The following is a 24,712-nucleotide window of genomic DNA, read 5'->3' as shown; positions in this document are numbered from 1 at the left end:
GAAACAGGCCGGTGCCGGCCCGATGTCGGTCTCGGCGCGCGTCGCGCCGGTCGATCCGCTCGCCTATGCCGGCCACCGCATCGATCCCGAGCGCCGCCGCGGCCGTGGCGCCACCATCAATCCCGGCGGCCGCTTCGAGGCCGAGCAGCGCATCAGCGAGGATGACGGCTGGGGTTCGCTCGGCGAACTCCCGGCTTTCAGGACCGAGGTCGCGGTCGAGAAGCCGCGCACCATCATCACGAAGAATGATTCCCCAGATATTTCGTTCGACCGCTCGATCAACCCCTATCGCGGCTGCGAGCATGGTTGCGTCTACTGCTTCGCGCGGCCGAGCCATGCCTATCTCGGCCTCTCGCCGGGGCTCGATTTCGAGAGCAAACTGACCGCCAAGCCCGACGCCGCGCTGCTGCTGGAGAAGGAGTTGTCGGCGCCGTCCTACCAGCCGCGCACCATCGCGATCGGCACCAACACCGATGCCTATCAGCCGATCGAGAAGAAGCTGCGCATCATGCGCCAGATCCTGGAGGTGCTCGCGAGGTTCAACCACCCCGTCGGCATCGTCACCAAATCGGCGCTGGTCCAGCGCGACATCGACATCCTCGCGCCGATGGCGGCCAAGGGGCTGGCCAAGGTCGCGATCTCGATCACCACGCTCGACCCCAAGGTCGCCCGCGGCATGGAGCCGCGCGCCGCCTCGCCGGCCAAGCGGCTGGAGACGGTGAAGGCGCTGTCCGACGCGGGCATCCCGGTGACCGTTCTGGTCGCGCCGATCATCCCGGCTATCAACGAGCACGAGATCGAGCGCATCTTGGATGCCGCGAAGGCGGCCGGTGCGCGCGAGGCGGGCTATGTGCTGCTGCGCCTGCCACTGGAGGTGAAGGACCTCGTGCAGGACTGGCTCCTGACCCATCACCCCGACAAATTGCGCCATGTCGTCTCGCTGATCCGCTCGACGCGCGGCGGCAAGGACTACGACGCCGCCTGGGGTCAGCGCCAGGTCGGCTCCGGCCCCTACGCCTGGATGATCGGCCGGCGCTTCGAGATGGCGGCGGAGCGACTGGGCTTCAACGGCGCCCGCACGCGCCTGCGCAGCGACCTCTTTCTCAAACCGGAGCGGGAGAAGGCGCAACTGAGCCTGTTTTGAGGGGAGCGCTTCGTCAGGCACGCAACGCGGCGGCAACGGCCGGAGGCGGCTCGCCGCCGTCAGGCATCGAAGGAACGATGTCGTAGCGGAAGAAGCACATCGTGAAGGTCGCAAGCCCCTCGGTCAGGGCGCGTAACTGGTTGGCGTAGCCAAACAGGCACGAGAGCGGCACCGTCGCGACGATGACGACGTCGGCTCCCCGGCTCAGCCGGGCTTCGACGCGGCCGCGACGCGAGTTCAGGTCGCCGATGACCGAGCCGGTATAGTCTTCCGGGGTCACGACCTCGACCTTCATGATCGGCTCGAGCAGCACGGAGCCGCCCTTCTGCAGACCTTCGCGAAGGCCGGCACGCGAGGCGATTTCGAAGGCCAGAGCCGACGAGTCGACCTCGTGGAAGGCGCCGTCGACCAGCCAGACCTTGACGTCCACGACCGGGAAGCCGGCGAGCACGCCCGACGAGATGACCGAGTTCACGCCCTTCTCGACGCCCGGGATGTATTCCTGCGGCACCGCGCCGCCGATGATCTTCGACTCGAACGCGAAGCCCTTGCCGGTCTCGTTGGGCTCGACGACCAGCTTGACGCGGGCGAACTGGCCCGTACCGCCGGTCTGCTTCTTGTGGACGTAGTCGATCTCGACGCGCTTCGTCAGCGTCTCGCGATAGGCCACCTGCGGCGCGCCGATGTTGAAGAAGGGGCCGAAGTCGTCCCCCAACGCGTCGATCACGTCGCCCAGATGAGACTCGCTCTGCCCGCCGAGGATGGTTTGTCCCGACTCGGGATCAATCGAGACGTGCAAGGCCGGATCGGCGTTGGCAAGCTTCGCCAGAGCCAGGCCCAGCTTCTCCTGGTCGGCCTTGGACTTCGGCTCGACCGCGATCACGATGATAGGTTCTAGAGGCGAAGCTGAGTGCTGCATTGCCAAGATGCCTCACAAGGCCGTTTCAGCAACAATTCATCGCCGCCCCGACTGAGCTGCGCCGCGACCTGATTCTCAAGTCGGAGAGAAACAAGGTGTGATTGCGATTGTTCGACGACGCTCGCCCACGGTGTCTGTGATCAAGCCGCGACCTCCAGCGGCCGCGCCCGCTCGATGCGCGCCATCTCCTCGGGCGAATGCAGTGTCTCCCAGAGATCGGTCCGTCGCTGCACATTGAGCCAGAACTCGGCGGAGTTGCCGAAGACGCGTGCCAGGATCAGCGCCGTCGCAGCCGTGAGACCCCGGCGATCCCGGCAGAGTTCGTTGACATGCTTGCGGGGCACGCCCATCGCCTGGGCCAGCCGGATCTGCGTCAGCCCCAGCGGCCGCATGAATTCCTCGACCAGGATTTCACCGACTGTGGCGGGCTTGCGTTTCGTCGTCAGCATGGCCCACCTATCGATAGCTGTGGTCGTCGAGATAGACGCCGCGGGCTTCGCCGCGACGGCCGTCCCAGGCGAAGATCAGCCGCCACTGCTGGTTGACGCGGATGCTGTGCAGGCCGTCCAGCGCCCCGCGCAGCTTCTCGAAATGATTGCTCGGCGGCACGCGCAGATCGGAATCGGTGACGGCATCGTCGATCATCTGCAGCTTCCGGAACAGGCGTGTCTCGAGATCGGGCGGAATCTGTTTCGCGTGGACATCCTCGACGAAGAAGGCACGCAGCCAGTCATCCCGAAAGCTGACGATCATGCCTTCCTCCGCCTGAAGATATGTACCATGTGATGGGACAGTCTTCAAGGTTGCGACGATCGGGCCGAAGCCCTTGCTGCGCGCGCCGCCTCTGCGCCATAAGCCCGGCCCATGACCGCCCATTTCTATCGCGAGACGCAGGCCATCTCGAACGGCCTCTGGCCGCTCGCCGGCGTCGACGAGGTCGGGCGCGGGCCGCTGGCCGGGCCCGTCGTGGCGGCGGCCGTGATTCTCGATCCGCAGGCGGTGCCGGACGGGCTCGACGACTCGAAGAACCTGACGCCGGCGCGGCGCGAGGAGCTGTTCGCGCTGATCGCGCAATCGGCGCTCGCCATCGGCATCGCCAGCGCCACCGCCGTCGAGATCGACGCCATCAACATTCGCCAGGCGACGCTGCTGGCGATGCGGCGCGCGGTGGCGGCGCTGGCGCTGCAGCCGGCCTGCGTGCTGGTCGACGGCAACGATCCGCCGAAGCTCGGCTGCCCTTGCGATTGCGTCATCGGCGGCGATGCCCAGATCGCCTCGATCGCCGCGGCCTCGATCGTCGCGAAGGTCACCCGCGATGCGATGATGGCGCGGCTCTGCGCGTGCTATCCCGCCTATGGCTTCTCGCTCCATGCGGGCTACGGCACGCCACGCCACCGCGCCGCCCTTCAGGCTCACGGCCCGTGCCCCGAGCACCGCTATTCCTTCGCGCCGGTGAAGGGCGTCTGGCGGCGTTAGGCACGGAGCCGTCATTCTCGGGCGAAGCTCAGCGCAGACCCGAGAATCTCGTCGATGAGATGCTCGGGTCGAGCCCGAGCATGACTCTGCGTGCGCCCTCTCGCCTTAACCTCCCCTTAGCAATTCCCCATATCCGCCAAGGGGCTGGGCAAAAACTGCAGCCCCAGAATGAGACGCATTTTTTTCAGCGCGGAAACCCGGCTTTTACCCTGACTGGCCAATATCGCGACTGTTCAAGTTGCGTAACGGTCTTGGGGCGTCATGGGTATTTTGCGTACCGGGACCACCAGCGCCGCCGTCCGGATTCAAGTTTCGCGTACCGGACGGCCCGCGCTGCAGTCACCGATCAAGGCACCCCGGATCAAGCCGGCGAGCCTGCCGGTCGAACTGCCGCTCGACCAGATTCTGCTCGGCGACTGCGTGGCTGCGCTCGAGGCATTGCCGCCGGCCAGCGTCGATCTCGTCTTCGCCGATCCGCCCTATAATCTCCAACTCGGCGGCGATCTGCGCCGGCCCGACGACAGCCTCGTCGATGCCGTCGACGACGACTGGGACAAGTTCTCGTCCTTCGCCGAATACGACGCCTTCACCCGCGCCTGGCTGGCGCAATGCCGCCGCGTGCTGAAGCCCGACGGCGCGCTCTGGGTCATCGGCAGCTACCACAACATCTTCCGCGTCGGCTCGATCCTGCAGGATCTCGGCTTCTGGGTGCTGAACGACATCGTCTGGCGCAAGGCCAACCCGATGCCGAACTTCCGCGGCCGGCGCTTCACCAATGCCCATGAGACGCTGATCTGGGCGGCGCGTGGCGAGGCTTCCAAATACACCTTCCATTACGAGGCGCTGAAGGGCGGGAATGACGATTTGCAGATGCGCTCGGACTGGTATCTGCCGCTCTGCACCGGCGAGGAACGGCTGAAGGACGGCAGCGGTGCCAAGGTCCACCCGACGCAGAAGCCCGAGGCCCTGCTCGCCCGCGTCATGCTTTCGGCCAGCAACCCCGGCGACGTGATCCTCGATCCCTTCTTCGGTACCGGCACCACCGGCGCGGTGGCCAAGGCGCTCGGCCGCCGCTTCATCGGCTGCGAGCGCGATCCCGGCTATGCCGAGGCCGCCCGCCAGCGCATCGCCGCGATCACGCCGCTCCCGCCGGAAGCCTTCGCCACCGCGCCCTCCAAGCGCAGCGAGCCGCGCGTGCCCTTCCTCGCTCTGGTCGAGGCCGAGCTGGTCAAGGCGGGCGAGACCGTCACGGACGAGAAGCGTCGCCACAAGGCGATCATCCGCGCCGACGGGACGCTGCTGCTCGACCCGGCGGTGGGCTCGATCCACAAGATCGGCGCACTGGCGCAGGGCCTGCCGAGCTGCAACGGCTGGACCTTCTGGCATGTCGAGCGCGACGGCGCCCTGATGCTGCTCGACACCTTGCGTGGCGAAATCCGCGCGCAGATGGCGGCGGCCTGAGGCGCGGCGTTTTCCCACGAGCCGGCCACCTGTCATCCGTTCGGATGACGGCACGTGCCGCGCGTTGACTTAGCCTCACCTCAGCCAGGACAGGGGTCTGGCGCGCAAGTCGCGGTGGAGAGGCGCGTCGAGGGTGGCTGGAGAGGGCCGTCCTTCCAGAAACGCCGAGCAGCGTCGTGCGGGCGTGGCATCGGCCGGTGCCGACCGCCCACCGCCTCGCGTCAGGGCGCGGACCCCGACGGACTAGCCCGCCGGCTCGCGGCGGTTGAGCCAATGTTCGAAGGAGAGGGCGATGCCGCACTTCGTGAAGTTCGTCGGGAACCCGCACCAGGCAGCTCCGCCCGCCGTCAAACGAGTGACCCAATCGATCGCGGTGGGTACGTCCATCCGCGTCGGCTTCAAGGATACCCAGTCCTGGATCGATGTCCGGGCCAGCAATTCGAGGGCACGCATCACGAAGCGAGAAGCCGTCGAGAGCTCCAACAACGCAATCGCGTGGTACGAAATCGTTGGAATGGACGAAGGAGCGACCGAGATAACGGCCGTCGACACCAATACCAATTACGTCTGGGATCGCTTCAAGATCGAAGTCAAGGGCAAGGTCAAATCTGTGAACAGGCCGCCTATCCGTGGCATGACGTTCAATTATTATGTCGACACGAAAGGAATTGGCCCCAATTACAATGCTTCGGTCGTCATCGACTGGAAAGTCGCGCTCATTCCGGTGGCCGCCGGACCTGTCTCGGACTTCAGCGGCACCAGTTTCCCCGCCCAGAAATGGGGCAGTGATTGGAATGGCTGGACGGCGAAATTCAAGAAGAAGATCGAGTCGGCATGGAGTGAGAAGTTTTGGCTGTCCACCCCCGCCAGCCTCCATCAGCTCGAAGTCGGAGATGGTGCGGGCGGGAAACGTCGTGTGAACCTTCATTGCGTGCTGAAATGCACTCTTTCGCCGCCGGGGGCGGCTCATCAGATCATCAGGGTCGCCAAGACGGGCCTCGCCACTGGTGGGGCCTTCCGGTCCGAATCGCGATTGCTGGACGATGCCGATCTGAAGGACGATCCCGTCGGCACTTACGTCAACCAGACCAAGCCGTTCAATACGGCCATTCACGAGATCGGCCATAATCTCGGCTTCACGCATGCGTGCGAAGCCACCACACCTGCGACGCCCTATTGCGTGGCGACGGATCCCAACGGCGCGGAAATCATGGCCACCGGCAACGAGTTGCGGCTCAGATATGCGACGCCCTGGCAACGTGCTGCCGCGGTGTGGTTCACCACAGCCGGGACACCCTGCACGCCGAGCGACTTCTCCCCATCGCTCACCCGGCTCGCGCCGGTCCCGGTTCCATAAGAAGCGGTGGGCATCGATGCGGCGCTCATCGGCTCACATCTATCTCCGTCTGGCGCTAGCAGGGATGAGCTTGGCCATGAATGACCCATCTCGCGCACAGCCGCCGCAAGGCTTGAATCAGCCGGAGCTCCTGAATGCCCCCTTGTTGGCCAAGGTTCGAACCCGTGCGCCCGCCACGCTCTTGATCGACCGACGCGACGGTGGGCGCATCATCGTCGATATGGGCCCAACGATCACCGCGACGGGGTCGGAATTTGCGTCGCTCCAGGACCGGAAGGTTTTCGGCCGGGCCACGGTCACGCAAGACGGCACCGCGGTGACCTGGGCCAAAGGCGAGCTGAAGATCAGCTCCAAGGTCTTGCACGGCATCGCCGAACAACAGTTTCACGCCCGCGAGAGAAAGAAAGGCGTCGCCTATCCGAAAGAATGACGCCGGACGTTCGGCCACCCTCAAGCCGGCATGTCTTATGGAAACCCATTGCCGGCCGTCGGCCTCCCGCCGTTCAGTCCCGCGACTTCCAGCACCTTCACCATCACCCCCGAGAGCGGCTCCTCGCCCAGCGCGGCGAGGGGCTTAAAGCGCATGCCTGCCGGAGCCTGTGTCCTGGCCGGCGCGCTCGCCTTGAACACGGTGAGCTCCAGCGGGAAATGCGTGAAGACATGGCGTACCGGCGGCGCAATCTGCTCCCAGCGCGTCACCACCGGCGCATCCTGCCAGGCGCCGTCCAGCTCGTAATCGGCGCTCCACTCGCTGGTCGGCACCTCGGCCATGCCGCCGAGGAGGCCCTTGGGCGGGCGGGTGCGCAGCAGCAGAGCGCCGTCCTCGCGCAGCAGCACGAAGGCCGCGCCTTTGCGGACCGCGCCGGCCTTCTTCGCCGCCTTGCGCGGAAAGCTCTCCTGCGTGCCCTCGGCCAGCGCCCGGCAGGGCTCGCGCCAGGGGCACAGGCCGCAGGCGGGGTTGCGCGGCGTGCAGATGGTGGCGCCGAGATCCATCAGCGCTTGCGCGAAATCGCCGGGCCTGTCCTGCCGCATCATCGTCAGCACGCGCTCGCGCACCAGCGGGCGGGCGCCCGGCAGGAGATCCTCGATCGCGAACAGCCGTGTCATCACCCGTTCGACATTGCCGTCCACCGCCGCCGCCGGCCGGTCGAAGGCGATCGCCGCCACGGCGCCGGCCGTATAGGCGCCGATGCCGGGCAGGGCGCGCAGGCCTTCCTCAGTGTCGGGAAAGCGCCCGCCATGCGCGGCGACGACGGCGATGGCGCAGGCATGCAGGTTGCGGGCGCGGGAATAATAGCCGAGCCCGGCCCAGGCCTGCATCACCGCCTCCGACGGTGCCTCCGCCAGCGCCTGCACGGTGGGAAACCGCGCCATGAAGCGCTCGAAATAGGGTTTGACCGCCGTGACGGTCGTCTGCTGCAGCATGATCTCCGACGCCCAGACCCGATAGGGATCGGGCCGCTCGCCCGGCCCGGCGCGCCAGGGCAGGGCGCGGCGATGGCGGTCGTACCAGGCGAGGAGATCGGCGGCGGCGGGGCGCATCACCCGCTCTATAGACGGTGGCGCGGGCGCGGCAACGGTCGGCCGCCTCACGATCGCTTCAGCCGGTCCCGCTCATGCTGCTCGGCCGCGCCGACCGGCACCAGCCAGTGCTCGCGACGGATCGTCCAGAGCTCGTAGCCGGGCGCGATCATGCTCGGCCCGCCGTCCAGCGTCCCGAGCTTGATCTCGATCTCGTCGGAATTGTCGTCGAAGCAGAACAGGGAGGAGCCGCAGCGCGGGCAGAAGCGGTCTTCGCCCGCCCGGCTGCGCCAGCCGCTCAGCTCGCCCGACAACGTCACCGCCGCGCGCGGCCAGAACCCGAAGAAGGAGAAGGCCGAGCCCGATTCCTTGCGGCAGGCTTCGCAATGGCAGATCCCGGTGCGCGTCGGCTCGCCCTCGAGCGTGTAGCGGACCTGCCCGCAATTGCAGCCACCCAAGCGTGTCATCGTCACCATCGCCATCGACCTTCTTCACGTCGATGATACCGGGTTTGCAACAATCGGACAGGAGCTCCGGTCGCAGCAGATGGACGGGGCGCCCGGTCGAGCGCCCCGTCCTGTCTCGGTGGGTGGCGCCTCGGTCAGACGAAGTGGAAGTCGTTCTGCGCCAGGCTGGCGAGCGCGACGCCCTTCAGCGTCAGGGTGTTATCGGCGTCGATGGTGAACACGGTGTCGCCGCCAATCTGCTCGGCCGTCGCCATGGCCGCGTCGAAGTCAGCGAAGATGTCGGCGTCGAATTCCAGCGCGTCGGCACTCGAGCCGGTCGTACGGAAATCGGCGATCGTGTCCTTGCCGAAGCCCGGCGTGAAGACGAAGACATCCAGCCCCGAGCCGCCGGTGAGGCTGTCGGTGCCGGCGCCGCCTTCGAGACGGTCGTTGCCCGAGCCGCCATCGAGGGAGTCATTGCCGCCGCCGCCGCGCACGATGTCGTTGCCCGAGCCGGCATCGACCACGTCGTCGCCTTCGCCCGCTTCGACCAGATCGACGCCGGAACCGGCCTTGATGACGTCGTTGCCGAGGCCGCCGAAGACCTCGTCATCGCCCGAGCCGCCGTCGAGCGTGTCGTTGCCGGCGCCACCCCACAGGCTGTCGCTGCCGGCGCCGCCTTTGAGCGTGTCGTTACCGGCGCCGCCATCGAGCGCCTCATCGCCGTTGCCGCCCGAGACGATCTCGTCGCAGGCGCCGAAGACCAGCTTCTCGATATTGACGAAGCTGTCCGTGCCGATGCCGGCGCCGCTGGCCGTGCCTGCCGTGAAGTCGACGCTGATCGCGCCCGTCGCGCCCGACAGGTTGAGCGTGTCGAAGCCGGTTCCGCCGTCGATGACGTCGTTGCCTTCGCCGCCGATGATGACATCGTCGCCGGCACCGCCGTCGATCGTGTCGTTTCCGGCGCTGCCGTCGAGCATGTTGGCACCGTCATCGCCGATCAGCGTGTCGTTGCCGGTGCCGCCGATGACATTCTCGATCCCGATCAGCGTGTCGGAGCCGGATTCGTCGCCATCGGCGGTACCGTTGGCGAGGTTGACCGTGACGCCGGCGGTGTCGCTGAGCCCGGCCTGGTAGGAGACGGTGTCGATGCCGTCGCCGCCGTCGAGTTCGTCGTCACCGACGCCGCCGGCCAGGACATCGTCGCCTTCGCCGCCGCTCAGCGCGTCGTCGCCGGCGCCGCCAAACAGCGTGTCGTTGCCCGCGCCGCCCTCGACGACATCGTCGCCGCCATCGCCATAGACCTCGTCGTTGCCTTCGCCGGCGTCGATCGTGTCGTCACCTGCCATCGCGTAGATCAGGTCGGCGCCGGCAGTGCCCGCGACGTCGTCGTCACCTTCCGTCCCATAGACAACCTTGATGCCGTTCAGGTTGCCAAGGCTCGTGCGGCCGGTGTTGGTCTCGTCGACGAAGACGCCATCGACGCCCATGTCGATGAGTTGCTGGATCTGGGCTTCGGTGCCGATGACGGTCCAGCCAACCACCTTCAGTCCCAGCGCATGCGCGGCGGCGACGCCGGCCGCCGTGATGACGCTCTGATGGGGAGCGATGATGTCGGCATAGGTCGCGACCTGTGCCAGATTGGCCATGCTGTAGCCGAGGAAGGCGAGCGGCAGATCGACGCCATATTGCGGCATGATCGTATCGTGCAGCATCTGCAGGTTGGCCGAGGCGAAGCTCTGGATCACGACCCGGGTCGGATCGAGGAAGTCATGGGCGATCAGCTCCTTGATGACGGCTTCGCTGGTCGCGTAGGTGGTGCTCTTGGTTTCGGGGATGATGCCGATCGAACGACCGGTCTCGATCGACATCGCCTTCACCAGCTCGATGACCTCGCCGAAGGTCTGCAGCGCGGGCTCGGCGGCCTTGGCTTCGGCATAGGTCAGGTTCGAGTAGTTGTGGTTGTCGTGGCTGACGACGAGCACGCCGTCCTTGGTCAGCCAGAGATCCGGCTCGATGAAATCCGCGCCCCAGTTGGCGGCCCAGAGATGAGATTCGCGCGAGTGATCGGGATAAGGGTTCGTGCCGCGATGTCCATAGATCGTGATGTCAGACATGGGATGGTCCTTAGGCATAGGCCGGGGCGCGTCGTCGACAGGGCGACGGAGCTGATGTGCCGAGCTGCGTGGCCGCATCAGCGGCTCCACATCCAGCTCGCTAAGTGGCCCCCGTAACAGATTGTTAACAATTTTCTGACGAGGCCGGAATCAAAAAAATAAGCCGGATCAATGACTTAAGGTCATGTCGACGGTTGTGCCGGGAGCGCGCGAGCTTCGGCATGGGACCAGCCGTGCAACACGCTTCCCGCGGCCGTCGGTGCCGTCATTGTCAAACCGGCAGTGGGGTTGTCGACCGCAGGAAGCGAGTGGGCGCAGGCAGCTCTCGATGAGCGCTGACAGGCCGTGCGTCATTTGACCGGCCGCGAGCACAGAAGGGCCCACATGGTCGGAGGCGGACAGCCTGCCGGCCTCAAACCTGCGCGGGCTTGAAGGTGTCGCAGGCCTGCATCGAGCCCGTGCGGAAGCCGGTGTTGAACCAGCGCTGGCGCTGCGCCGAGGAGCCGTGGGTGAAGGAATCGGGCACCACCTGCCCGCGCGAGGCCTTCTGCAGCATGTCGTCGCCGATCGCGGCGGCGGTGCGCATGGCTTCCTCGATGTCGCCCGGGTCGATGCGCCCCATCGCCTGGATGTTGTGGGCCCAGACTCCGGCGAAGCAGTCGGCCTGCAGTTCGACGCGCACCGAGATCGCGTTCGCCTCGCGTTCGGAGGCGCGCTGCTTCAACTGGTTGGCCTTGGGCAGGATGCCGAGCAGGTTCTGGATGTGGTGGCCGACCTCGTGGCCGATCACATAGGCATAGGCGAAATCGCCGCCGCCGCCGAGCTTGCGCTGCATCTCCTGGAAGAAGGAGAGGTTGAGATAGACGCGCTTGTCGGGCGGGCAGTAGAACGGCCCCATCGCCGACTGGGCGGTGCCGCAGGCCGAACTCGAGACCCGGTCGAAGATCACCAGCCGTGGCGGCTCGTAGCGGCGGTTCGCCTGCTGCGGCAGAAGCTTGGTCCAGACGTCCTCGTTCTGCGCCAGCACGGCCGAGACGAAGCGCCCCATCTCGTCCTTGGGCGGCCCTGAGGACGGGCGCGATTCCTGCGTCGGGGCCTGGCGGCCGCCGATGCCGCCGATGAGTTCGGCCCCGCCGATCAGCAGCCGCGGGTCGATGCCCAGCGCCCAGCCCACCAGCCCGAGCACGACCATGGTGCCGATACCCAAGCCCCCGCGGCCGCCCGGCAGCCCGGCGAAATCGCCACCGCCGCCGCTGCCGCGCCGGTCCTCGACATTGTCGGACTGGCGATAGTCTTCCCACTGCATGGCGTCGTCCCCGTGAGCCTGCCGACAATCTCTACGCAGAGCGCGCCGGACTCAAGCCACCATCGAACGGCCGGCGGAACCGCCGGTTCCCGCGCCTAATGATAGCCGCTGTCGGCCTTCACCTTGCCGCGGAAGGTCCAGTACACGAAGGCCGTGTAGAACAGGATCATCGGCAGCAGGAAGGTCACCCCGATCAGCACGAAGACATGCGAGGAGGGCGCCGCCGCGACGTCCCAGATCGTCAGGTCCGGCGGCACCAGATAGGGGTAGTTCGAGATCGCCAGCCCCAGGAAGCACAGTACGAAGATCGCGATCGTCAGGGCAAACGGCGTGAACTCGTGCCGGCCGTGCAGGCGCCGCCAAGCGAGGAAGCCGCACAGCGTCGTCAGCACCGGGAACGGCCAGAGCAGCGCCATGTTGCGCCAGGTGAACCAGCGCTCCGCGATGCGCGGATGGGCGTAGGGCGTCCACAGCGAGACGATGAGCGCGAAGGCCAGAAGCCCTAGCAGCAGGACCTTCGCCTGTGAACGGGCGCGCTCGGCGACGCGCCCTTCCGTCTTGTAGATCAGCCAGGTCGCGCCGAGCAGCGCATAGCCGACGACGACGCCCGCCCCGCACATCAGGGTGAACGGCGTGAACCAGTCGAAGGGCCCGCCGGCGAACTGCCGGTCGACCACGGTGATGCCCTGGATCATCCCGCCCAGGATCAGCCCCTGCGAAAAGGCCGCCATCGTCGAGCCGAGCCAGAAGGCGAGGTCCCAGACCTTGTGCCTGGGCTTGGCGACCCAGCGGAACTCGAAGGCGACGCCGCGGAAGATCAGCGCCAGCAGCATCAGCGTCACCGGCAGGTAGAAGGCCGGCATGATGATGGCGTAGGCGGTGGGGAAGGCGACCCAGAGCCCGCCGCCGCCCAGCACCAGCCAGGTCTCGTTGCCGTCCCAGAAGGGCGCGACCGAGTTCATCATCTGGTCGCGCTCGCCTTCGTCGCGCGTCGTCGGGAACAGGATCGCGATGCCCAGGTCGAAGCCGTCGAGCACGACATAGAGCAGCACGGCGGTGCCGATCAGGCCGGCCCAGATGACGGGGAGATACCATTCCATGCGGGTCTCTCCTCAGCTTGCGGGCTGGATGCGGTCGTCGCCGGGGTTGCCGTCGCCGAACAGGTCCGACGCCGGCGCCTGCGCGGCCTTGAGCGGCCGCTGCGAGGGCTGCTCGGGCGGGTCCTGCAGTGTGATTGCGTCCGGCCCCTTGTCGATCAGCCGGTTGATCAGCACCACCCCGGCCGAGAAGACGACGCAGTAGACGCAGACAAACAGGCCCAGAGAGATTGCGACCTGCCCGGCGGTGACCGGCGAGATCGCGTCCTTGGAGCGCAGCACCCCTGTGGCGATCCAGGGCTGGCGGCCGACCTCGGTGACGAACCAGCCGGCGAGGATCGCGACGAAGCCGAGGGGCCAGGTGTATTGCGCCACCCAGAGCCAGCGCCGCTCCTCGAAGACGCGGCCCCGCCACCACAGCCAGGCGCCGAGCCAGCCGAACGCGATCATGAAGAAGCCGATGCCGACCATGATCCGGAAGCCGAAGAACGGGATCTTGACCGGCGGCCTGTCCTCGATCGCGAAATCGTTCAGGCTCGGGAAGAGCGCGTCCATGCTGCCATGGGTGACCAGGCTGGCGAGGCCGGGAATGGCGATCTCGAAGCGGTTGACGCCCTTTTCCTCGTCGGGCCAGGCGAACAGCACCAGCGGCGCCGGCTTCGAGGAATCCCAGTGCGCCTCGATCGCGGCGAGCTTGGCCGGCTGGTATTTGGCGGTGTCCTCGCCGTGGCGGTGGCCGATCACCACCTGCAGCGGCGCCGTCAGCGCGATCATCAGGATCGCCATGCGCACCATCGTGCGCGCCGATTCGGTGCTGTGGCCGACGAGCAGATGGCGCGCGCCCGTCGCCAGCACGACGAAGGCGGTCGTCAGATAGGCCGCCGTCATCATGTGCATGAAGCGCATCGGGAAGGTCGGGTTGAAGATGATCTGCATCCAGTCGACCGGATAGGCGATGCCGTCGCGCATCTCGTGGCCGGTCGGGAACTGCATCCAGCTGTTGGCGGAGAGGATCCAGAACCCCGACAGCGCCGTGCCGCCGGCGACGATGCAGGCGGAGAGGAAATGCAGCCAGGGCGGCACGCGCTTCCAGCCGAACAGCATCACGCCGAGGAACGAGGCCTCGAGGAAGAAGGCGGTGAGCACCTCATAGCCGATCAGCGGGCCGATGACGTTTCCGACCGCCACAGAGAACCGGCTCCAGTTCGTGCCGAACTGGTAGGACAACACGATGCCAGAAACCACGCCCATCGCGAAGGAGACGGCGAAGATCTTGGTCCAGAACCGCGCCAGCGTGTGGAACTTGACGTCGCCGGTCTTCAGCCACAGCCCGAGCAGCGTGGCGATATAGGCCGAGAGCCCGATCGTGAAGGCCGGGAAGACGATGTGGAACGAGACGGTGAAGGCGAACTGGATCCGCGAAAGCAGGAAGGCGTCGATCACCATGGCGGCACTCCGTCGAAGCCGGCCACTTCAACATGCGAAGTGCGACGGTTCCAGCGTACCCTACGCGCGAAGCGTCAACGCCGCATGACCATTCTGCCCATCATCCCTGGGACACGTTGTCCAAGGCCGCCTTCAGTGCCCGCATGTCGCGCCAGGCCAGGCGCTTCTGCAGCGGCTGGCGCAGGAGATAGGCCGGATGCAGGGAGGCGATCGCGCGGATCCGCCGCGTCCCCGTGTCGTATTCGACCCATTTGCCGCGTGACGCCGTAATGCCCTTGAAGCCGAGCAGGACCTGCGCCGAGGGCGCGCCGAGACAGACCAGGATGTCGGGGTCGGCGAGCTGGATCTGGCGCTGGATGAAGGGCAGACAGGTCGCGGCCTCCTGCGGCGTCGGCGTGCGATTGCCCGGCGGCCGCCACGGCACGACATTGGCGATGTAGACGTCGTCCTTGCGGCTGAGCCCGATGGCGGCGAGCATCCGGTCGAGCAATTGGCCCGAGCGCCCGACGAAGGGCAGGCCGACGCGGTCCTCGTCGGCGCCCGGCGCCTCGCCGACGATCATGACGCGCCCGCCCGGATTGCCGTCGGCGAAGACGAGGTTCTTGGCGGTCGCCTTCAATGCGCAGCCCTCGAATCGCGCCAGCGCCTCCTTTAGCGCCTCCAGTGTCATGGCCTCCTGCGCCAGGCTCCGGGCGGTCAGGGCGGCATCGTCCGGAGCGGTCGCGGCGGCGGCATTGGGGCGCAGGGCGACCGGCGCCGGCTGGCCGGCCCGCGTCGGCAGGACAGGGCGGGGGCGCGGGGCCTCGCTTGCCGCCGGCGCTGCGAAATGGTCATGCGTGACCTCGTCCAGCGCCTCGGTGATGCCCATCTCGGCATACCAGGCGACGAGCTCGGCAGGTTCGGGCGCGGCGGTCAGCGACATGCGGACGGTCTAGCACGCGCCGCCGCGACTTCGCGAGCCGCCGCGGTTGCAAATTGAACCGCGCGCTTGGATAGAGGGTTTCCAGAGTGTCGCCGGGTCCGCCTTGCGTCGTCGGGTAGATAGTTTATATATAAACTAATTGGTTTGAGGCTGGGCGCAGCGTCTCGGGCGCAGGCCTTTGGAGGGCAGCATGGATCTCGAACAGGCACGGGCCGAACCGCGCGAGAGCATGGACTACGACGTCGTCATCGTCGGCGCGGGCCCCGCCGGCCTCGCCGCGGCGATCCGGCTGAAGCAGCTCGACGAGAACGTCTCCGTCGTCGTCGTCGAGAAGGGGGCCGAGGTCGGTGCCCATATCCTCTCGGGCGCGGTGATCGACCCCTCGGGGCTCGATGCGCTTCTGCCGGACTGGCGGCAGGACGAAGCCCGCCCGCTGACCACCGAGGTCAGCGAGGACATCTTCTACTACCTGACCGAGCCCAACGGCCTCCGCCTGCCGAATGTCGGCATGCCCAAGCTGATGAACAACCACGGCAATTTCGTCGGCTCGCTCGGGCTGGTGACGAAATATCTCGCGGGCCGCGCCGAGGCGCTGGGCGTCGAGATCTATCCCGGCTTCGCCGCCGCCGAACTGTTGTTCGACGAGGCTGGCGCTGTCGTCGGTGTCGCCACCGGCGACATGGGCATCGCCAAGGACGGCACCGTCTCCGAGCGCTTCACCCGCGGCATGGAACTGCGCGGCCGCTACACCCTGCTGGGCGAGGGCGTGCGCGGCTCGCTCGCCAAGATCGCGATCCGCAAATACGGTCTCGACGCCGGCCGCGAGCCGCAGAAATACGGCATCGGCCTCAAGGAAATCTGGCAGGTCAAGCCGGAGAAATTCGTCAAGGGCCGGGTCCAGCATTCCTTCGGCTGGCCGCTCGACAGCCGCACCGGCGGCGGCTCCTTCCTCTATCATTTCGACGACAACCTGGTCACGGTCGGCTTCGTCGTCCACCTCAACTACGAGAACCCGACGCTCTCGCCCTTCGACGAGTTCCAGCGCTTCAAGACCCATCCGCTGATCCGGGACCTGTTCGAGGGCGGCAAGCGCCTCTCCTACGGCTCACGCGCGATCACCGAAGGCGGCTGGCAGTCGGTGCCGAAGCTGACCTTCCCCGGCGGCGCGCTGATCGGCTGCTCGGCGGGCTTCGTCAACGTGCCCCGCATCAAGGGCAGCCACAACGCCATCACCTCGGGCATGCTGGCGGCCGAGAAGCTCGTTCCGGCGCTGGCGGCCGGCCGCTCGCATGACGAGGTCGTCGAGATCGAGAACGAGTGGCGCGACGGGCCGATCGGGGCCGACCTCAAGCCGGTGCGCAACGTTAAGCCGCTCTGGTCGAAATACGGCACGCTGCTCGGCATCGGGCTCGGCGGCATCGACATGTGGCTGAACCAGCTCTTCGGCTGGTCGCCCTTCGGCACGCTCAAGCACGGCAAGCCCGACCATGCGACGCTGAAGCTGCTGAGCGAGGTCAGGCCGATCGTCTATCCCAAGCCCGACGGCAAGATTTCGTTCGACAAGCTCTCCTCGGTCTTCCTGTCCTCAACCAATCACGAGGAAGACCAGCCGGCCCATCTGAAGCTGACCGACCCCTCGATCCCGATCGAGAAGAACCTGCCGCTCTATGGCGAGCCGGCGCGGCTCTACTGTCCGGCCGGCGTCTATGAGGTGGTCTACAAGGATGCCGAGGCGAAGACCGAGCCGCGCTTCGTGATCAACGCGCAGAACTGCGTCCACTGCAAGACCTGCGACATCAAGGATCCCGCCCAGAACATCACCTGGACCGTCCCTGAAGGCGGCGGCGGGCCGGGCTACGCGAATATGTGACGCGGCCGCTCGTCGCAGACGGACATGAAAAAAGGGGGCGTGCCGGCTGGCGCGCCCCCTTTAGTTCCGCGCCGGCGGGGGCCGGCGCCAGGACGATCAGCCCTTGCGGGTCACGGCCGGGGCCGGCTTCTGCGGCTGGGCGCAGCCGGCGGCGAAACCGGCGAGCAGGGCGACGGCGGCAAAGCTGAGAACGAGCTTCTTCATGGATAAGGTCCTGTCCGAATCGTCGGTAAGAGAGGCAGCGCTGTTACTTAGCCTGCGAATTCCTGCCGGATCGATAACGAAATCAACGTGACGCTAGGTCGTGGCAAGGTTTTGCCGCACTGTGACATGGCGGCTACGCGCCCAGGCCAATCGGCCGCCGCGAGGCTTGCCCGCCTGCCTGGAAACGGCCATCTTGCCAGCCTAGGCGAAGCGGTCGCGGTCGCGCGGATCGACCACGCCTCCCGCGCTGGGCGCGGCGGCGGACCCAGGGAGAATGGCAGTCGTGGGATCTGGAATGAAGAGCCGTGGCCCGATCACGGCGGCTGCCTTGGCATTGCTGCTGGCCCTCCCCGTGGGGGCTGCGGCCCAGGGTGCGACGGCGCGCAGCCAGGAGGCGCGCAGCCAGGACCGGCTCGACACGGCCGAAAGCCTGGAGGGCAACTACCTCGCGGCGATCGTGGCGGGCGCGGGGCGCGATCTCGGCGCAGCCGCCACCTATCTGCGCGAGGCGATCAAGGGCGACCCGCAGAACAACGATCTGCTGGAGCGCGCCTTCGTCGCCTTCCTGGCCGATGGCGCGATGCCGGACGCCTTCCGCGCCGCCGACAAGCTGATCCAGCGCGACCCCTCCAACGGGCTGGCCCAGCTCGCCATCGGCATCCGCGCGCTGAAGCAGAAGAACTACCAGACCGCCCGCAACCACCTGCAGCGCGGCGGGCGCGGCCGTGCGGCCGACATCACCGCGACGCTGCTCTCCGCCTGGTCGCAGCTCGGCTCCGGACAGACCACCCGCGCCATCGAGACGCTGGAACGGCTGAAGGGCGAGGCGTCCTACAACCTGTTCCGGGATTACCATGCCGGCCTCATCCTCGATGCCGCCGGCCGCAAGGCCGATGCCGAGAAGCGCCTGAAGAGCGCTTACGAATCGGAGAAGACGACCCTGCGGCTCGTCGACCTCTGGGCCCGGATGCAGGCCCGCAACGGCGATTTCGACGGCGCCGCCGCGACCTATGCCGAATTCGACCGGCTGCTGCCGAACCACCCGATCGTTCGTGACGGTCTCGCCAAGGTCGCGGCGAAGCAGTCGCCGCCGCGCCAGGTCGGCAATGCCCAGCAGGGCGCGGCCGAGGTGCTCTACGGCCTCGCCAGTGCCGGAAACCGCCAGGGCGACGAGGCGGCGGCGCTGCTCTATCTGCGGCTCGCCATCTATCTCGACCCCAACCACGACCTCGCCATCCTGACGCTGGGCGACATCCTCGAGCGCGCCCGCCAGCCCGAGGATGCCGTCGCCGTCTATGAGAAGATGCCGGCCACCTCGCCGCTGCGGCCCAATGCCGAAATCCAGGCAGGTCTCGCGCTGGAGAATCTCGGCCGGCCCGAGGAGGCGGTGAAGCATCTCGCCGCGCTGATCGCCGAGCGGCCGGACGACATCGACGCGCTCTCGGCGCTCGGCAACATCTATCGGTCCCGCAAGATGTTCGAGGAGGCCGCCGCGACCTATGACAAGGCGATCGCCAAGCTCGCCTCGCCCGGCCGCGCCAACTGGGACCTGTTCTATTTCCGTGGCATCGCCCGCGAGCGCATCAAGCGCTGGCCCGACGCCGAGGCCGATCTGCGCAAGGCGCTCGAGCTCCTGCCCGAGCCGCTGGGCCGCGAGCGCGCGCTGGTCCTGAACTATCTCGGCTATTCGCTGGTCGACCAGAACCTGAAGCTCGACGAGGCGCTGGGGATGCTGCGCCGCGCCGTGGAACTGCGCCCGCGCGACGGCTACATCATCGATTCGCTCGGCTGGGCCTATTACCGCCTCGGCCGCTATGCAGAGGCGTTGCGGGAACTCGAGCGCGCGGTCGAACTGCGCCCGTCCGACCCGGTCATCAACAACCATCTCGGCGACGTCTACTGGAAGGTCGGGCGCCGTCTCGAGGCCGGCTTCCAGTGGAACCACGCCCGCGACCTCAATCCCGAGCCCGAGGACCTCGCCAAGATCAAGCGCAAGATCGAGCGCGGCCTGGAGGACGGCCCCTCCGCCAACGCTGTCGAGCCGAAGGATCCGGCCGAACCGAAGAAGGACGGCGGCTGATTGAGCCGTCGCCCGGCATGAACTCTCCGTCATTCCGGACAAGCCGCAGAGCGGCGCAGCTCCGGAATCCATCATAGGACTCGACGGCGCTCTATGATGGATTCCGGGTCTCCGCTGCGCTGCGCCCGGAATGACGGCGCGATTAAGGTACGGGCAACCCTCGGTTTTGCGCGGGTATTGGTTGCAGGAAGCGGTCGTGTTGAATCCTGACACACCCCTCACCACGCGAGCCCGCGCCAAGATCAACCTGACGCTGCGCGTGCTCGGCCGCCGCGCCGACGGCTATCACGAGCTCGAAAGCCTGGTCGCCTTTGCCGGCACGGGCGACGCCCTCTCGCTCGTACCCGGCCCTGATCTGTCCCTCACCATCGACGGCCCGCGCGGGCAGGGGCTGCCGGTCGACGATTCGAACCTGATCCTGCGTGCGACGCGCGCGCTCGAGGCGGAAACCGGCTCGCTTCGCACCGGCGCCTTCCACCTCGTCAAGCGCCTGCCGGTGGCGTCGGGCATCGGCGGCGGCTCGGCCGACGCGGCCGCGGCGCTGCGCCTGCTCGCCCGGCTGAACGGGCTCTCCCCTGACGATCCCGCGCTGCTGCGGGCGGCTGCCGCCACCGGAGCCGACGTGCCGGTCTGCCTCGCCTCCCGCGCCCGCATCATGGCCGGCATCGGCGAAAGGCTCGGCTCAGCCCTGACCCTGCCGCCGCTCTTTGCGCTGCTGGTCAATCCCGGCGTCCCGGTCGAGACCGCGGCGGTGTTCCGGGCGCTGGCCGCTCCCCCTTTGTCTCCCGCTTTGATGGGCGGTGCCCCGTCGTCATTGCGAGCGCAGCGAAGCAATCCAGGAGCGGCAGTGCCCGACGCCCCCCTGGATGGCGTCGCTACGCTCGCCATGACGCTTGGCGCGACCGGAGCCGGTCCAGGCACGGCTGCCGCCCTGATCGCCGCCCTCAGTGCCGCCGGCAACGACCTTGAAGCCCCCGCTCGCCGCGTCGCCCCCGTCATCGACACGGTGCTCGCTGCCCTGCGCGCCCGGCCCGGCTGCCGGCTGGCCCGCATGTCCGGCTCGGGCGCGACCTGCTTCGCTCTCTTCGACGACTGCCGCCAGAGCGCGGCTGCGGGGCGGGTGCTGGCGCGGCAGGAACCCGGCTGGTGGGTGAAGGCGACGCTGTTGCGCTGAGCATGCGATATCCGCCTTGGACAGCAGCACCCAGCCTGTCGGGCGCAACCCTTCCGCACCGGCTGCGTTGTTGCCGATGCGCCATGCTGCGCACGCCCTTGACCGGAGACCTCGGATGACCTCGCGCTGGCTGTGGCTTCTTTCTCAGATCACGCGGCGGATGTGGTTCCAGGCCAGCCTGTTCTCGATCCTGGCCGTGGTCACCGCCCTCGTGGCGATCGTGGTCGCGCCTTACATCCCCAGCGACGTGCCGACCAAGATCGGTGCGGATGCCGTCGACAACATCCTCGGCATCATCGCCTCGAGCATGCTGGCGGTGACCACCTTCTCGCTGAGCACGATGGTCGCGGCCTATTCGGCGGCCACGAGCAACGTCACGCCTCGCGCGACCCGTCTGGTGATGGAGGACACGACTACACAGAATGTGCTGGCGACGTTCATCGGCTCCTTTCTCTACAGCCTCGTCGGTATCATCGCGCTGAGCACCGGCGCTTATGGCAGCACCGGCCGCGTCGTCCTGTTCGTCGTGACGGCGGGCGTCATCATCCTGATCGTGGTGACGCTGCTGCGCTGGATCGATCACCTGTCGCGCCTGGGTCGGGTCACCGAGACCACGGCGCGTGTCGAGAGGGCGGCAGCGGAGGCGATCCGGCTCTATTGCGAGCAACCCCATATGGGGGGCTGTGCACCCGTCGACATGCCTGGCTCCGCCAGGCCGGTTTACGCGTCCGAGATCGGCTATGTGCAGCACCTCGACATGGGGGCGCTGTCGGACATTGCCGAGCGCGGCAAGGGGCGCATCTTCGTCCGCGCGACGCCCGGGTCCTTTGTCACGCCGGCCGATCCCGTCGCCTTCGCCGAGGGGCTGGACGTCGCGGAGCAGGAGGCCGAAATCCGGGGCTGCTACACCATCGCCGATGTGCGCTCCTTCGATCAGGACCCGCGCTTCGGCGCTTCCGTGCTCGCCGAGATCGCCTCGCGCGCCCTCTCGCCCGGCATCAACGATCCCGGCACGGCGATCGACGTCATCGGCCGGGCCGTCCGCCTGCTCGCGATCGCGGCCGAGCCTGGCGAGCCGCAGCAGGAGGTGGCTTTCCCGCGGGTCCATGTTCCGGCGATCGGTGTCGGAGACCTCTTCGACGATCTCTTCACGCCGATCGCCCGCGACGGTGCCGGCATCGTCGAGATCGGGATCAGGCTGCAGAAGGCGATGCACGTCCTGGCGCGCCTGGGGCCGCCGGACTTCGCCGAGAACGCCGCCCGTCATTCGCTGCTCGCCCTGCAGAGGGCCAGTCGCGGCCTGACGCTGGAGCATGACCTCGCCATCCTGCGTGATCTGGCGGCGCAGGTCGGTCGGCCATAGGCCCGCGCCGGCGACGGGCGGCTGCGGGAGGCGCGCGAGACCGAGACCTTGCGGACGGGGGGGAGCCTTTCCGGCTCTGGGGGGTTGTCCCCATGACGCTCCGCTTCGGTGGGGCCGAACAGAGGAGGCGACCATGCCAGCAGGGCAGACCAGCGGAACCGGCGCTTTGACCGAGTTGAACGACGAGGAGGTCCGCAAGAACGACATCCTCAGCAACCGCGACAAGGCCCAGCGTCCACCCGATCGCGGCCTCGACGGCCGAGGCGTACAGGTCGACGAATACAAGGACACGCCGACGAATCGGCGCCCCCCGCCCGACGACCAGGACGCCGGCAGAGAGGAGGAGCCGTCATGAGCAAGGACAGGATCGAGCCACGCCCGCTGAACGAGGCCGACAAGAAGCGCGAGCAGGAGGAAACCAACCGTCCGGGCTTCGACCTCGGTGGCGCCAAAGGCAAGGACAGCGCCGGGCGGGGCCTCGGCCTAGGCACCGATGCCAAGGAAGACCGCGACGGCCAGCGACTGCCCCGCAAGGAGGAGCGCTGATCGCGCCGTCGACCGGAGGCGTCCGGCTGGAGGATGAGGCGTGAACTGGCGCGAAATGCTGTTCCAGAACTGGCAGGGCATCGGCCGGACGCTTTTCGTCGGTGTCCTCGCCTATATCGTGCTGGTCGCGTTTCTGCGGATTTCCGGCAAGCGCACGCTCGCCAAGCTCAACGCCTTCGATCTGGTCGTGACGGTCGCGCTCGGTTCGACGCTCTCGGCGATCCTTCTGCAGGAATTGATCGCCCTCGCCGAAGGCACCGCCGCGCTGGCGTTGCTGATCGCGATGCAGTTCGCGGTCGCCTTTCTGTCGGTGCGATGGAAGGGCTTCGCCAAGGTCGTCCGGTCGGAGCCGACGCTGCTCATCCGCAACGGGGCGTTCTGCGATGGCGCCCTCCGGGCGGAAAGGGTGACGAGGGATGAAGCGCTGGGCGCCGTGCGCTCGGCCGGAGGTCGCGGGGTCGAGGATGCCGATTTCGTAATCCTCGAAAGCGACGGCACGATGAGCGTGGGTCTCAAGGCGCAGACGTGACGCTTCTGTCGTCCCGGCACGGCCGGCTTATCCCCGCCGCGCCATCCCAAGCCTATGCTTCCCGCGCTGCACCCGACCAAGGGGGCTGTCGCGAGGCATCGTGCGGCCGGGTGGAGTGGCGGGTTTCGGGAGGCGTCGCCGTCGCGGGCGGGGCTCCCGGAGGCTGAAGGGCCGCAAGTCCCCTCGTCAGGGACGAGCGAGCGGCCGGGACGCCCAAAATCCCCGCGCGCGGAGCCGGGCGGCGCGAGATCGGCGCTGCATCGACCTCGACATCGACACTCGACATCGGCACGCGGCTCTGGTCCGCGCGCCACCCGGCTCCGCGCATCCCCTCCGGGGGCAATGATGCTAACCCCGCGGCCTGAGGCCGGTCGGGGGTTTTGGTGCGCGTCTTGGGATGAAGGGCGCGGGGAACCCCTCTCCTGTAAGGAGAGGGGCAGGGGAGAGGTGCTGGTTCCTTGACCAGTGAGGCGCGCCCTCACCGGTGCTGCGGTGAGGGCGCGGCTATGGTGTCAAAGGGCCGACCCCTCACCCTACCCTCTCCCTACGGGAGAGGGTTCCCCGCGCTTGCTTCCCTAACGTTGCGCGAGTCCCAGCCCGCCGCTCAATGCGCGCGGGCCACACAGAAATCGACGGTTTCGTTCAGCGCCTGTTTCATTGGGGAGGCCGGGAAGAGGGCGAGCGCGTCCTTGGCCATCTTGGCATAGTGCTCGGCGCGCTGGATTGTGTCGTCGAGCGCGCGGTGGCGCTTCATGATCGCCTGCGCCTCCTCGAGATCGCCGTCGCGGATCTCGCCCTCCTGCAGGGTGCGCGTCCAAAAGGCGCGCTCGGCCTCGCTGCCGCGGCGGAAGGAGAGCACCACGGGCAGGGTGATCTTGCCCTCGCGGAAATCGTCGCCGGTGTTCTTGCCGAGCGTGTTGGCGATCCCGCCATAGTCGAGCGCGTCGTCGATGAGCTGGAAGGCGATGCCGAGATTGAGGCCGTAGCTGCGGCAGGCGGCGGCATCGGTCTTCGAGCCGTTGGCGATCACCGGGCCGACCTCGCAGGCCGCCGCGAAGAGCTCGGCCGTCTTGCCGCGGATCACGGCGAGATATTCGTCCTCGGTCGTCTGCGTGTTCTTGGCCACCGACAGCTGCAGTACCTCGCCCTCGGCGATCACGGCCGCGGCGGTGGAGAGGATGTCGAGCGCCCGCAGCGAGCCGACCTCGACCATCATCTTGAAGGCCTGGCCGAGCAGGAAATCGCCGACCAGCACGCTCGCCTCGTTGCCCCAGAGCATGCGGGCGGCGAGCTTGCCGCGGCGCATGTCGCTCTGGTCGACGACGTCGTCATGCAGAAGCGTCGCCGTGTGCATGAACTCGACGGAGGCCGCGAGCTTGACATGGCCTTCGCCGCGATAGCCGCTTAAGCCCGCGGTCGCCAGCGTCAGCATCGGCCGCAGGCGCTTGCCGCCAGAGGAGATCAGGTGGTTGGCGACCTCGGGGATCATCGTCACGTCGGAGCCGGTGCGCGACAGGATCATCGCATTGACGCGTTCCATGTCGGCCCGCGTCAGCCCGACCAGCCGCTCGATGCCGGCCTCGCGCGCACCCTGGCCCGCTTCCTTGTCCTCGAACGCGACGACGACGCCCATACCCGATCCTTCCGGCGGCCTGCGCAGCTTGCAGCGCCTGCAAGCCTTGCCACAACCGGCGCATGGGTGACCAGCCCTCGCGGGCCGGCAATGTCGCCGCA

Annotated in this window: 22 protein-coding genes and 1 pseudogene; 12 read left to right on the top strand and 11 right to left on the bottom strand. The window is 67.6% G+C overall.

The window, feature by feature from the left end; all coding sequences use genetic code 11:
- The first annotated feature begins 22 nt into the window (after window positions 1–22).
- Window positions 23–1,144 carry a PA0069 family radical SAM protein gene (locus SJY11_RS20540; RefSeq protein WP_376989384.1) on the top strand — a complete coding sequence of 374 codons (1,122 nt, stop codon included), beginning with the start codon at window positions 23–25 and terminating at the stop codon, window positions 1,142–1,144.
- Between the two features lie 13 nt (window positions 1,145–1,157).
- Here the strand turns inward: SJY11_RS20540 and SJY11_RS20535 are convergent.
- The 3 genes and pseudogenes from SJY11_RS20535 to SJY11_RS20525 form a co-directional block, all read right to left on the bottom strand.
- Window positions 1,158–2,039 (bottom strand): annotated as a pseudogene (locus SJY11_RS20535) (translation factor GTPase family protein); the annotation flags it as partial.
- A gap of 164 nt (window positions 2,040–2,203) precedes the next feature.
- Complete coding sequence (locus tag SJY11_RS20530; protein WP_069054268.1) at window positions 2,204–2,512, bottom strand: HigA family addiction module antitoxin; 309 nt, start codon at window positions 2,510–2,512, stop codon at window positions 2,204–2,206.
- Window positions 2,513–2,519: 7 nt separating this feature from the next.
- On the bottom strand, window positions 2,520–2,816 hold the full coding sequence (locus tag SJY11_RS20525) for a type II toxin-antitoxin system RelE/ParE family toxin (RefSeq protein ID WP_376988594.1): 297 nt from the start codon (window positions 2,814–2,816) through the stop codon (window positions 2,520–2,522).
- 111 nt (window positions 2,817–2,927) lie between these two features.
- Here SJY11_RS20525 and SJY11_RS20520 point away from each other — a divergent pair, with 111 nt between their 5' ends.
- The 4 genes from SJY11_RS20520 (at window position 2,928) to SJY11_RS20505 (ending at window position 6,787) form a co-directional block, all read left to right on the top strand.
- Window positions 2,928–3,539, top strand: a complete 612-nt coding sequence (locus tag SJY11_RS20520; protein ID WP_376988593.1) for a ribonuclease HII — start codon at window positions 2,928–2,930, stop codon at window positions 3,537–3,539.
- Window positions 3,540–3,800: 261 nt separating this feature from the next.
- Window positions 3,801–5,000, top strand: a complete 1,200-nt coding sequence (locus tag SJY11_RS20515) for a site-specific DNA-methyltransferase (RefSeq protein ID WP_376988592.1) — start codon at window positions 3,801–3,803, stop codon at window positions 4,998–5,000.
- A gap of 292 nt (window positions 5,001–5,292) precedes the next feature.
- Window positions 5,293–6,357, top strand: coding sequence for a M12 family metallo-peptidase (locus tag SJY11_RS20510; protein ID WP_376988591.1), 1,065 nt, complete (start codon window positions 5,293–5,295; stop codon window positions 6,355–6,357).
- A 76-nt stretch (window positions 6,358–6,433) separates the two neighbouring features.
- Window positions 6,434–6,787: a hypothetical protein gene (locus tag SJY11_RS20505; protein WP_376988590.1), complete on the top strand. Its 354-nt coding sequence runs from the start codon at window positions 6,434–6,436 to the stop codon at window positions 6,785–6,787.
- Between the two features lie 35 nt (window positions 6,788–6,822).
- Here SJY11_RS20505 and mutY read toward each other — a convergent pair whose 3' ends face one another.
- The 7 genes from mutY to SJY11_RS20470 form a co-directional block, all read right to left on the bottom strand.
- A complete protein-coding gene (mutY, locus tag SJY11_RS20500; RefSeq protein ID WP_376989383.1) occupies window positions 6,823–7,902 on the bottom strand; it encodes an A/G-specific adenine glycosylase in 1,080 nt (359 codons plus the stop codon).
- A gap of 44 nt (window positions 7,903–7,946) precedes the next feature.
- On the bottom strand, window positions 7,947–8,360 hold the full coding sequence (locus tag SJY11_RS20495) for a GFA family protein (protein ID WP_376988589.1): 414 nt from the start codon (window positions 8,358–8,360) through the stop codon (window positions 7,947–7,949).
- Window positions 8,361–8,479: 119 nt separating this feature from the next.
- Window positions 8,480–10,441 (bottom strand): glycerophosphodiester phosphodiesterase family protein, encoded by a 1,962-nt coding sequence (locus tag SJY11_RS20490; RefSeq protein WP_376988588.1) that lies wholly within the window; start codon window positions 10,439–10,441, stop codon window positions 8,480–8,482.
- Window positions 10,442–10,853: 412 nt separating this feature from the next.
- A complete protein-coding gene (gene ypfJ, locus SJY11_RS20485; protein ID WP_376988587.1) occupies window positions 10,854–11,747 on the bottom strand; it encodes a KPN_02809 family neutral zinc metallopeptidase in 894 nt (297 codons plus the stop codon).
- A gap of 95 nt (window positions 11,748–11,842) precedes the next feature.
- Window positions 11,843–12,847: a cytochrome d ubiquinol oxidase subunit II gene (gene cydB, locus SJY11_RS20480; protein WP_376988586.1), complete on the bottom strand. Its 1,005-nt coding sequence runs from the start codon at window positions 12,845–12,847 to the stop codon at window positions 11,843–11,845.
- A gap of 12 nt (window positions 12,848–12,859) precedes the next feature.
- Window positions 12,860–14,290, bottom strand: a complete 1,431-nt coding sequence (locus SJY11_RS20475) for a cytochrome ubiquinol oxidase subunit I (RefSeq protein WP_376988585.1) — start codon at window positions 14,288–14,290, stop codon at window positions 12,860–12,862.
- 100 nt (window positions 14,291–14,390) lie between these two features.
- Window positions 14,391–15,212, bottom strand: a complete 822-nt coding sequence (locus SJY11_RS20470) for a uracil-DNA glycosylase (protein ID WP_376988584.1) — start codon at window positions 15,210–15,212, stop codon at window positions 14,391–14,393.
- Window positions 15,213–15,402: 190 nt separating this feature from the next.
- On the opposite strand from SJY11_RS20470, the gene SJY11_RS20465 reads away from it, so the two are divergent.
- From SJY11_RS20465 to SJY11_RS20435, 7 genes are all read left to right on the top strand, one after another.
- On the top strand, window positions 15,403–17,082 hold the full coding sequence (locus SJY11_RS20465; RefSeq protein WP_376988583.1) for an electron transfer flavoprotein-ubiquinone oxidoreductase: 1,680 nt from the start codon (window positions 15,403–15,405) through the stop codon (window positions 17,080–17,082).
- A 499-nt stretch (window positions 17,083–17,581) separates the two neighbouring features.
- Complete coding sequence (locus SJY11_RS20460) at window positions 17,582–19,366, top strand: tetratricopeptide repeat protein (RefSeq protein ID WP_376988582.1); 1,785 nt, start codon at window positions 17,582–17,584, stop codon at window positions 19,364–19,366.
- Between the two features lie 196 nt (window positions 19,367–19,562).
- Window positions 19,563–20,540, top strand: coding sequence for a 4-(cytidine 5'-diphospho)-2-C-methyl-D-erythritol kinase (locus SJY11_RS20455; RefSeq protein WP_376988581.1), 978 nt, complete (start codon window positions 19,563–19,565; stop codon window positions 20,538–20,540).
- A gap of 115 nt (window positions 20,541–20,655) precedes the next feature.
- On the top strand, window positions 20,656–21,903 hold the full coding sequence (locus tag SJY11_RS20450) for a DUF2254 domain-containing protein (protein ID WP_376988580.1): 1,248 nt from the start codon (window positions 20,656–20,658) through the stop codon (window positions 21,901–21,903).
- A 133-nt stretch (window positions 21,904–22,036) separates the two neighbouring features.
- Window positions 22,037–22,258, top strand: coding sequence for a hypothetical protein (locus tag SJY11_RS20445; protein ID WP_376988579.1), 222 nt, complete (start codon window positions 22,037–22,039; stop codon window positions 22,256–22,258).
- Window positions 22,255–22,449, top strand: coding sequence for a hypothetical protein (locus SJY11_RS20440; RefSeq protein WP_376988578.1), 195 nt, complete (start codon window positions 22,255–22,257; stop codon window positions 22,447–22,449). The genes SJY11_RS20445 and SJY11_RS20440 overlap by 4 nt, the downstream gene beginning before the upstream one ends.
- Window positions 22,450–22,489: 40 nt before the next feature.
- A complete protein-coding gene (locus SJY11_RS20435; RefSeq protein ID WP_376988577.1) occupies window positions 22,490–22,978 on the top strand; it encodes a DUF421 domain-containing protein in 489 nt (162 codons plus the stop codon).
- A 604-nt stretch (window positions 22,979–23,582) separates the two neighbouring features.
- Here the strand turns inward: SJY11_RS20435 and SJY11_RS20430 are convergent.
- Window positions 23,583–24,611, bottom strand: a complete 1,029-nt coding sequence (locus SJY11_RS20430) for a polyprenyl synthetase family protein (protein ID WP_376988576.1) — start codon at window positions 24,609–24,611, stop codon at window positions 23,583–23,585.
- Between the last annotated feature and the right edge of the window lie 101 nt (window positions 24,612–24,712).

This window comes from Allobosea sp. R86505 (assembly GCF_042466375.1).
GTDB lineage: Bacteria > Pseudomonadota > Alphaproteobacteria > Rhizobiales > Beijerinckiaceae > Allobosea.
This window is presented reverse-complemented; position numbering and strand designations above follow the sequence as displayed.

Coding starts and splice junctions, on each gene's coding strand:
- SJY11_RS20465 (WP_376988583.1), top strand. CDS start 15,403: ATGGATCTCGAACAGGCACGGGCCGAACCGCGCGAGAGCATGGACTAC.
- cydB (WP_376988586.1), bottom strand. CDS start 12,847: ATGGAATGGTATCTCCCCGTCATCTGGGCCGGCCTGATCGGCACCGCC.
- ypfJ (WP_376988587.1), bottom strand. CDS start 11,747: ATGCAGTGGGAAGACTATCGCCAGTCCGACAATGTCGAGGACCGGCGC.
- SJY11_RS20525 (WP_376988594.1), bottom strand. CDS start 2,816: ATGATCGTCAGCTTTCGGGATGACTGGCTGCGTGCCTTCTTCGTCGAG.
- SJY11_RS20450 (WP_376988580.1), top strand. CDS start 20,656: ATGACCTCGCGCTGGCTGTGGCTTCTTTCTCAGATCACGCGGCGGATG.
- SJY11_RS20495 (WP_376988589.1), bottom strand. CDS start 8,360: ATGGCGATGGTGACGATGACACGCTTGGGTGGCTGCAATTGCGGGCAG.
- SJY11_RS20440 (WP_376988578.1), top strand. CDS start 22,255: ATGAGCAAGGACAGGATCGAGCCACGCCCGCTGAACGAGGCCGACAAG.
- SJY11_RS20460 (WP_376988582.1), top strand. CDS start 17,582: ATGAAGAGCCGTGGCCCGATCACGGCGGCTGCCTTGGCATTGCTGCTG.
- SJY11_RS20445 (WP_376988579.1), top strand. CDS start 22,037: ATGCCAGCAGGGCAGACCAGCGGAACCGGCGCTTTGACCGAGTTGAAC.
- SJY11_RS20540 (WP_376989384.1), top strand. CDS start 23: ATGTCGGTCTCGGCGCGCGTCGCGCCGGTCGATCCGCTCGCCTATGCC.
- SJY11_RS20430 (WP_376988576.1), bottom strand. CDS start 24,611: ATGGGCGTCGTCGTCGCGTTCGAGGACAAGGAAGCGGGCCAGGGTGCG.
- SJY11_RS20470 (WP_376988584.1), bottom strand. CDS start 15,212: ATGTCGCTGACCGCCGCGCCCGAACCTGCCGAGCTCGTCGCCTGGTAT.
- SJY11_RS20510 (WP_376988591.1), top strand. CDS start 5,293: ATGCCGCACTTCGTGAAGTTCGTCGGGAACCCGCACCAGGCAGCTCCG.
- SJY11_RS20490 (WP_376988588.1), bottom strand. CDS start 10,441: ATGTCTGACATCACGATCTATGGACATCGCGGCACGAACCCTTATCCC.
- SJY11_RS20505 (WP_376988590.1), top strand. CDS start 6,434: ATGAATGACCCATCTCGCGCACAGCCGCCGCAAGGCTTGAATCAGCCG.
- SJY11_RS20475 (WP_376988585.1), bottom strand. CDS start 14,290: ATGGTGATCGACGCCTTCCTGCTTTCGCGGATCCAGTTCGCCTTCACC.
- SJY11_RS20515 (WP_376988592.1), top strand. CDS start 3,801: ATGGGTATTTTGCGTACCGGGACCACCAGCGCCGCCGTCCGGATTCAA.
- SJY11_RS20530 (WP_069054268.1), bottom strand. CDS start 2,512: ATGCTGACGACGAAACGCAAGCCCGCCACAGTCGGTGAAATCCTGGTC.
- SJY11_RS20520 (WP_376988593.1), top strand. CDS start 2,928: ATGACCGCCCATTTCTATCGCGAGACGCAGGCCATCTCGAACGGCCTC.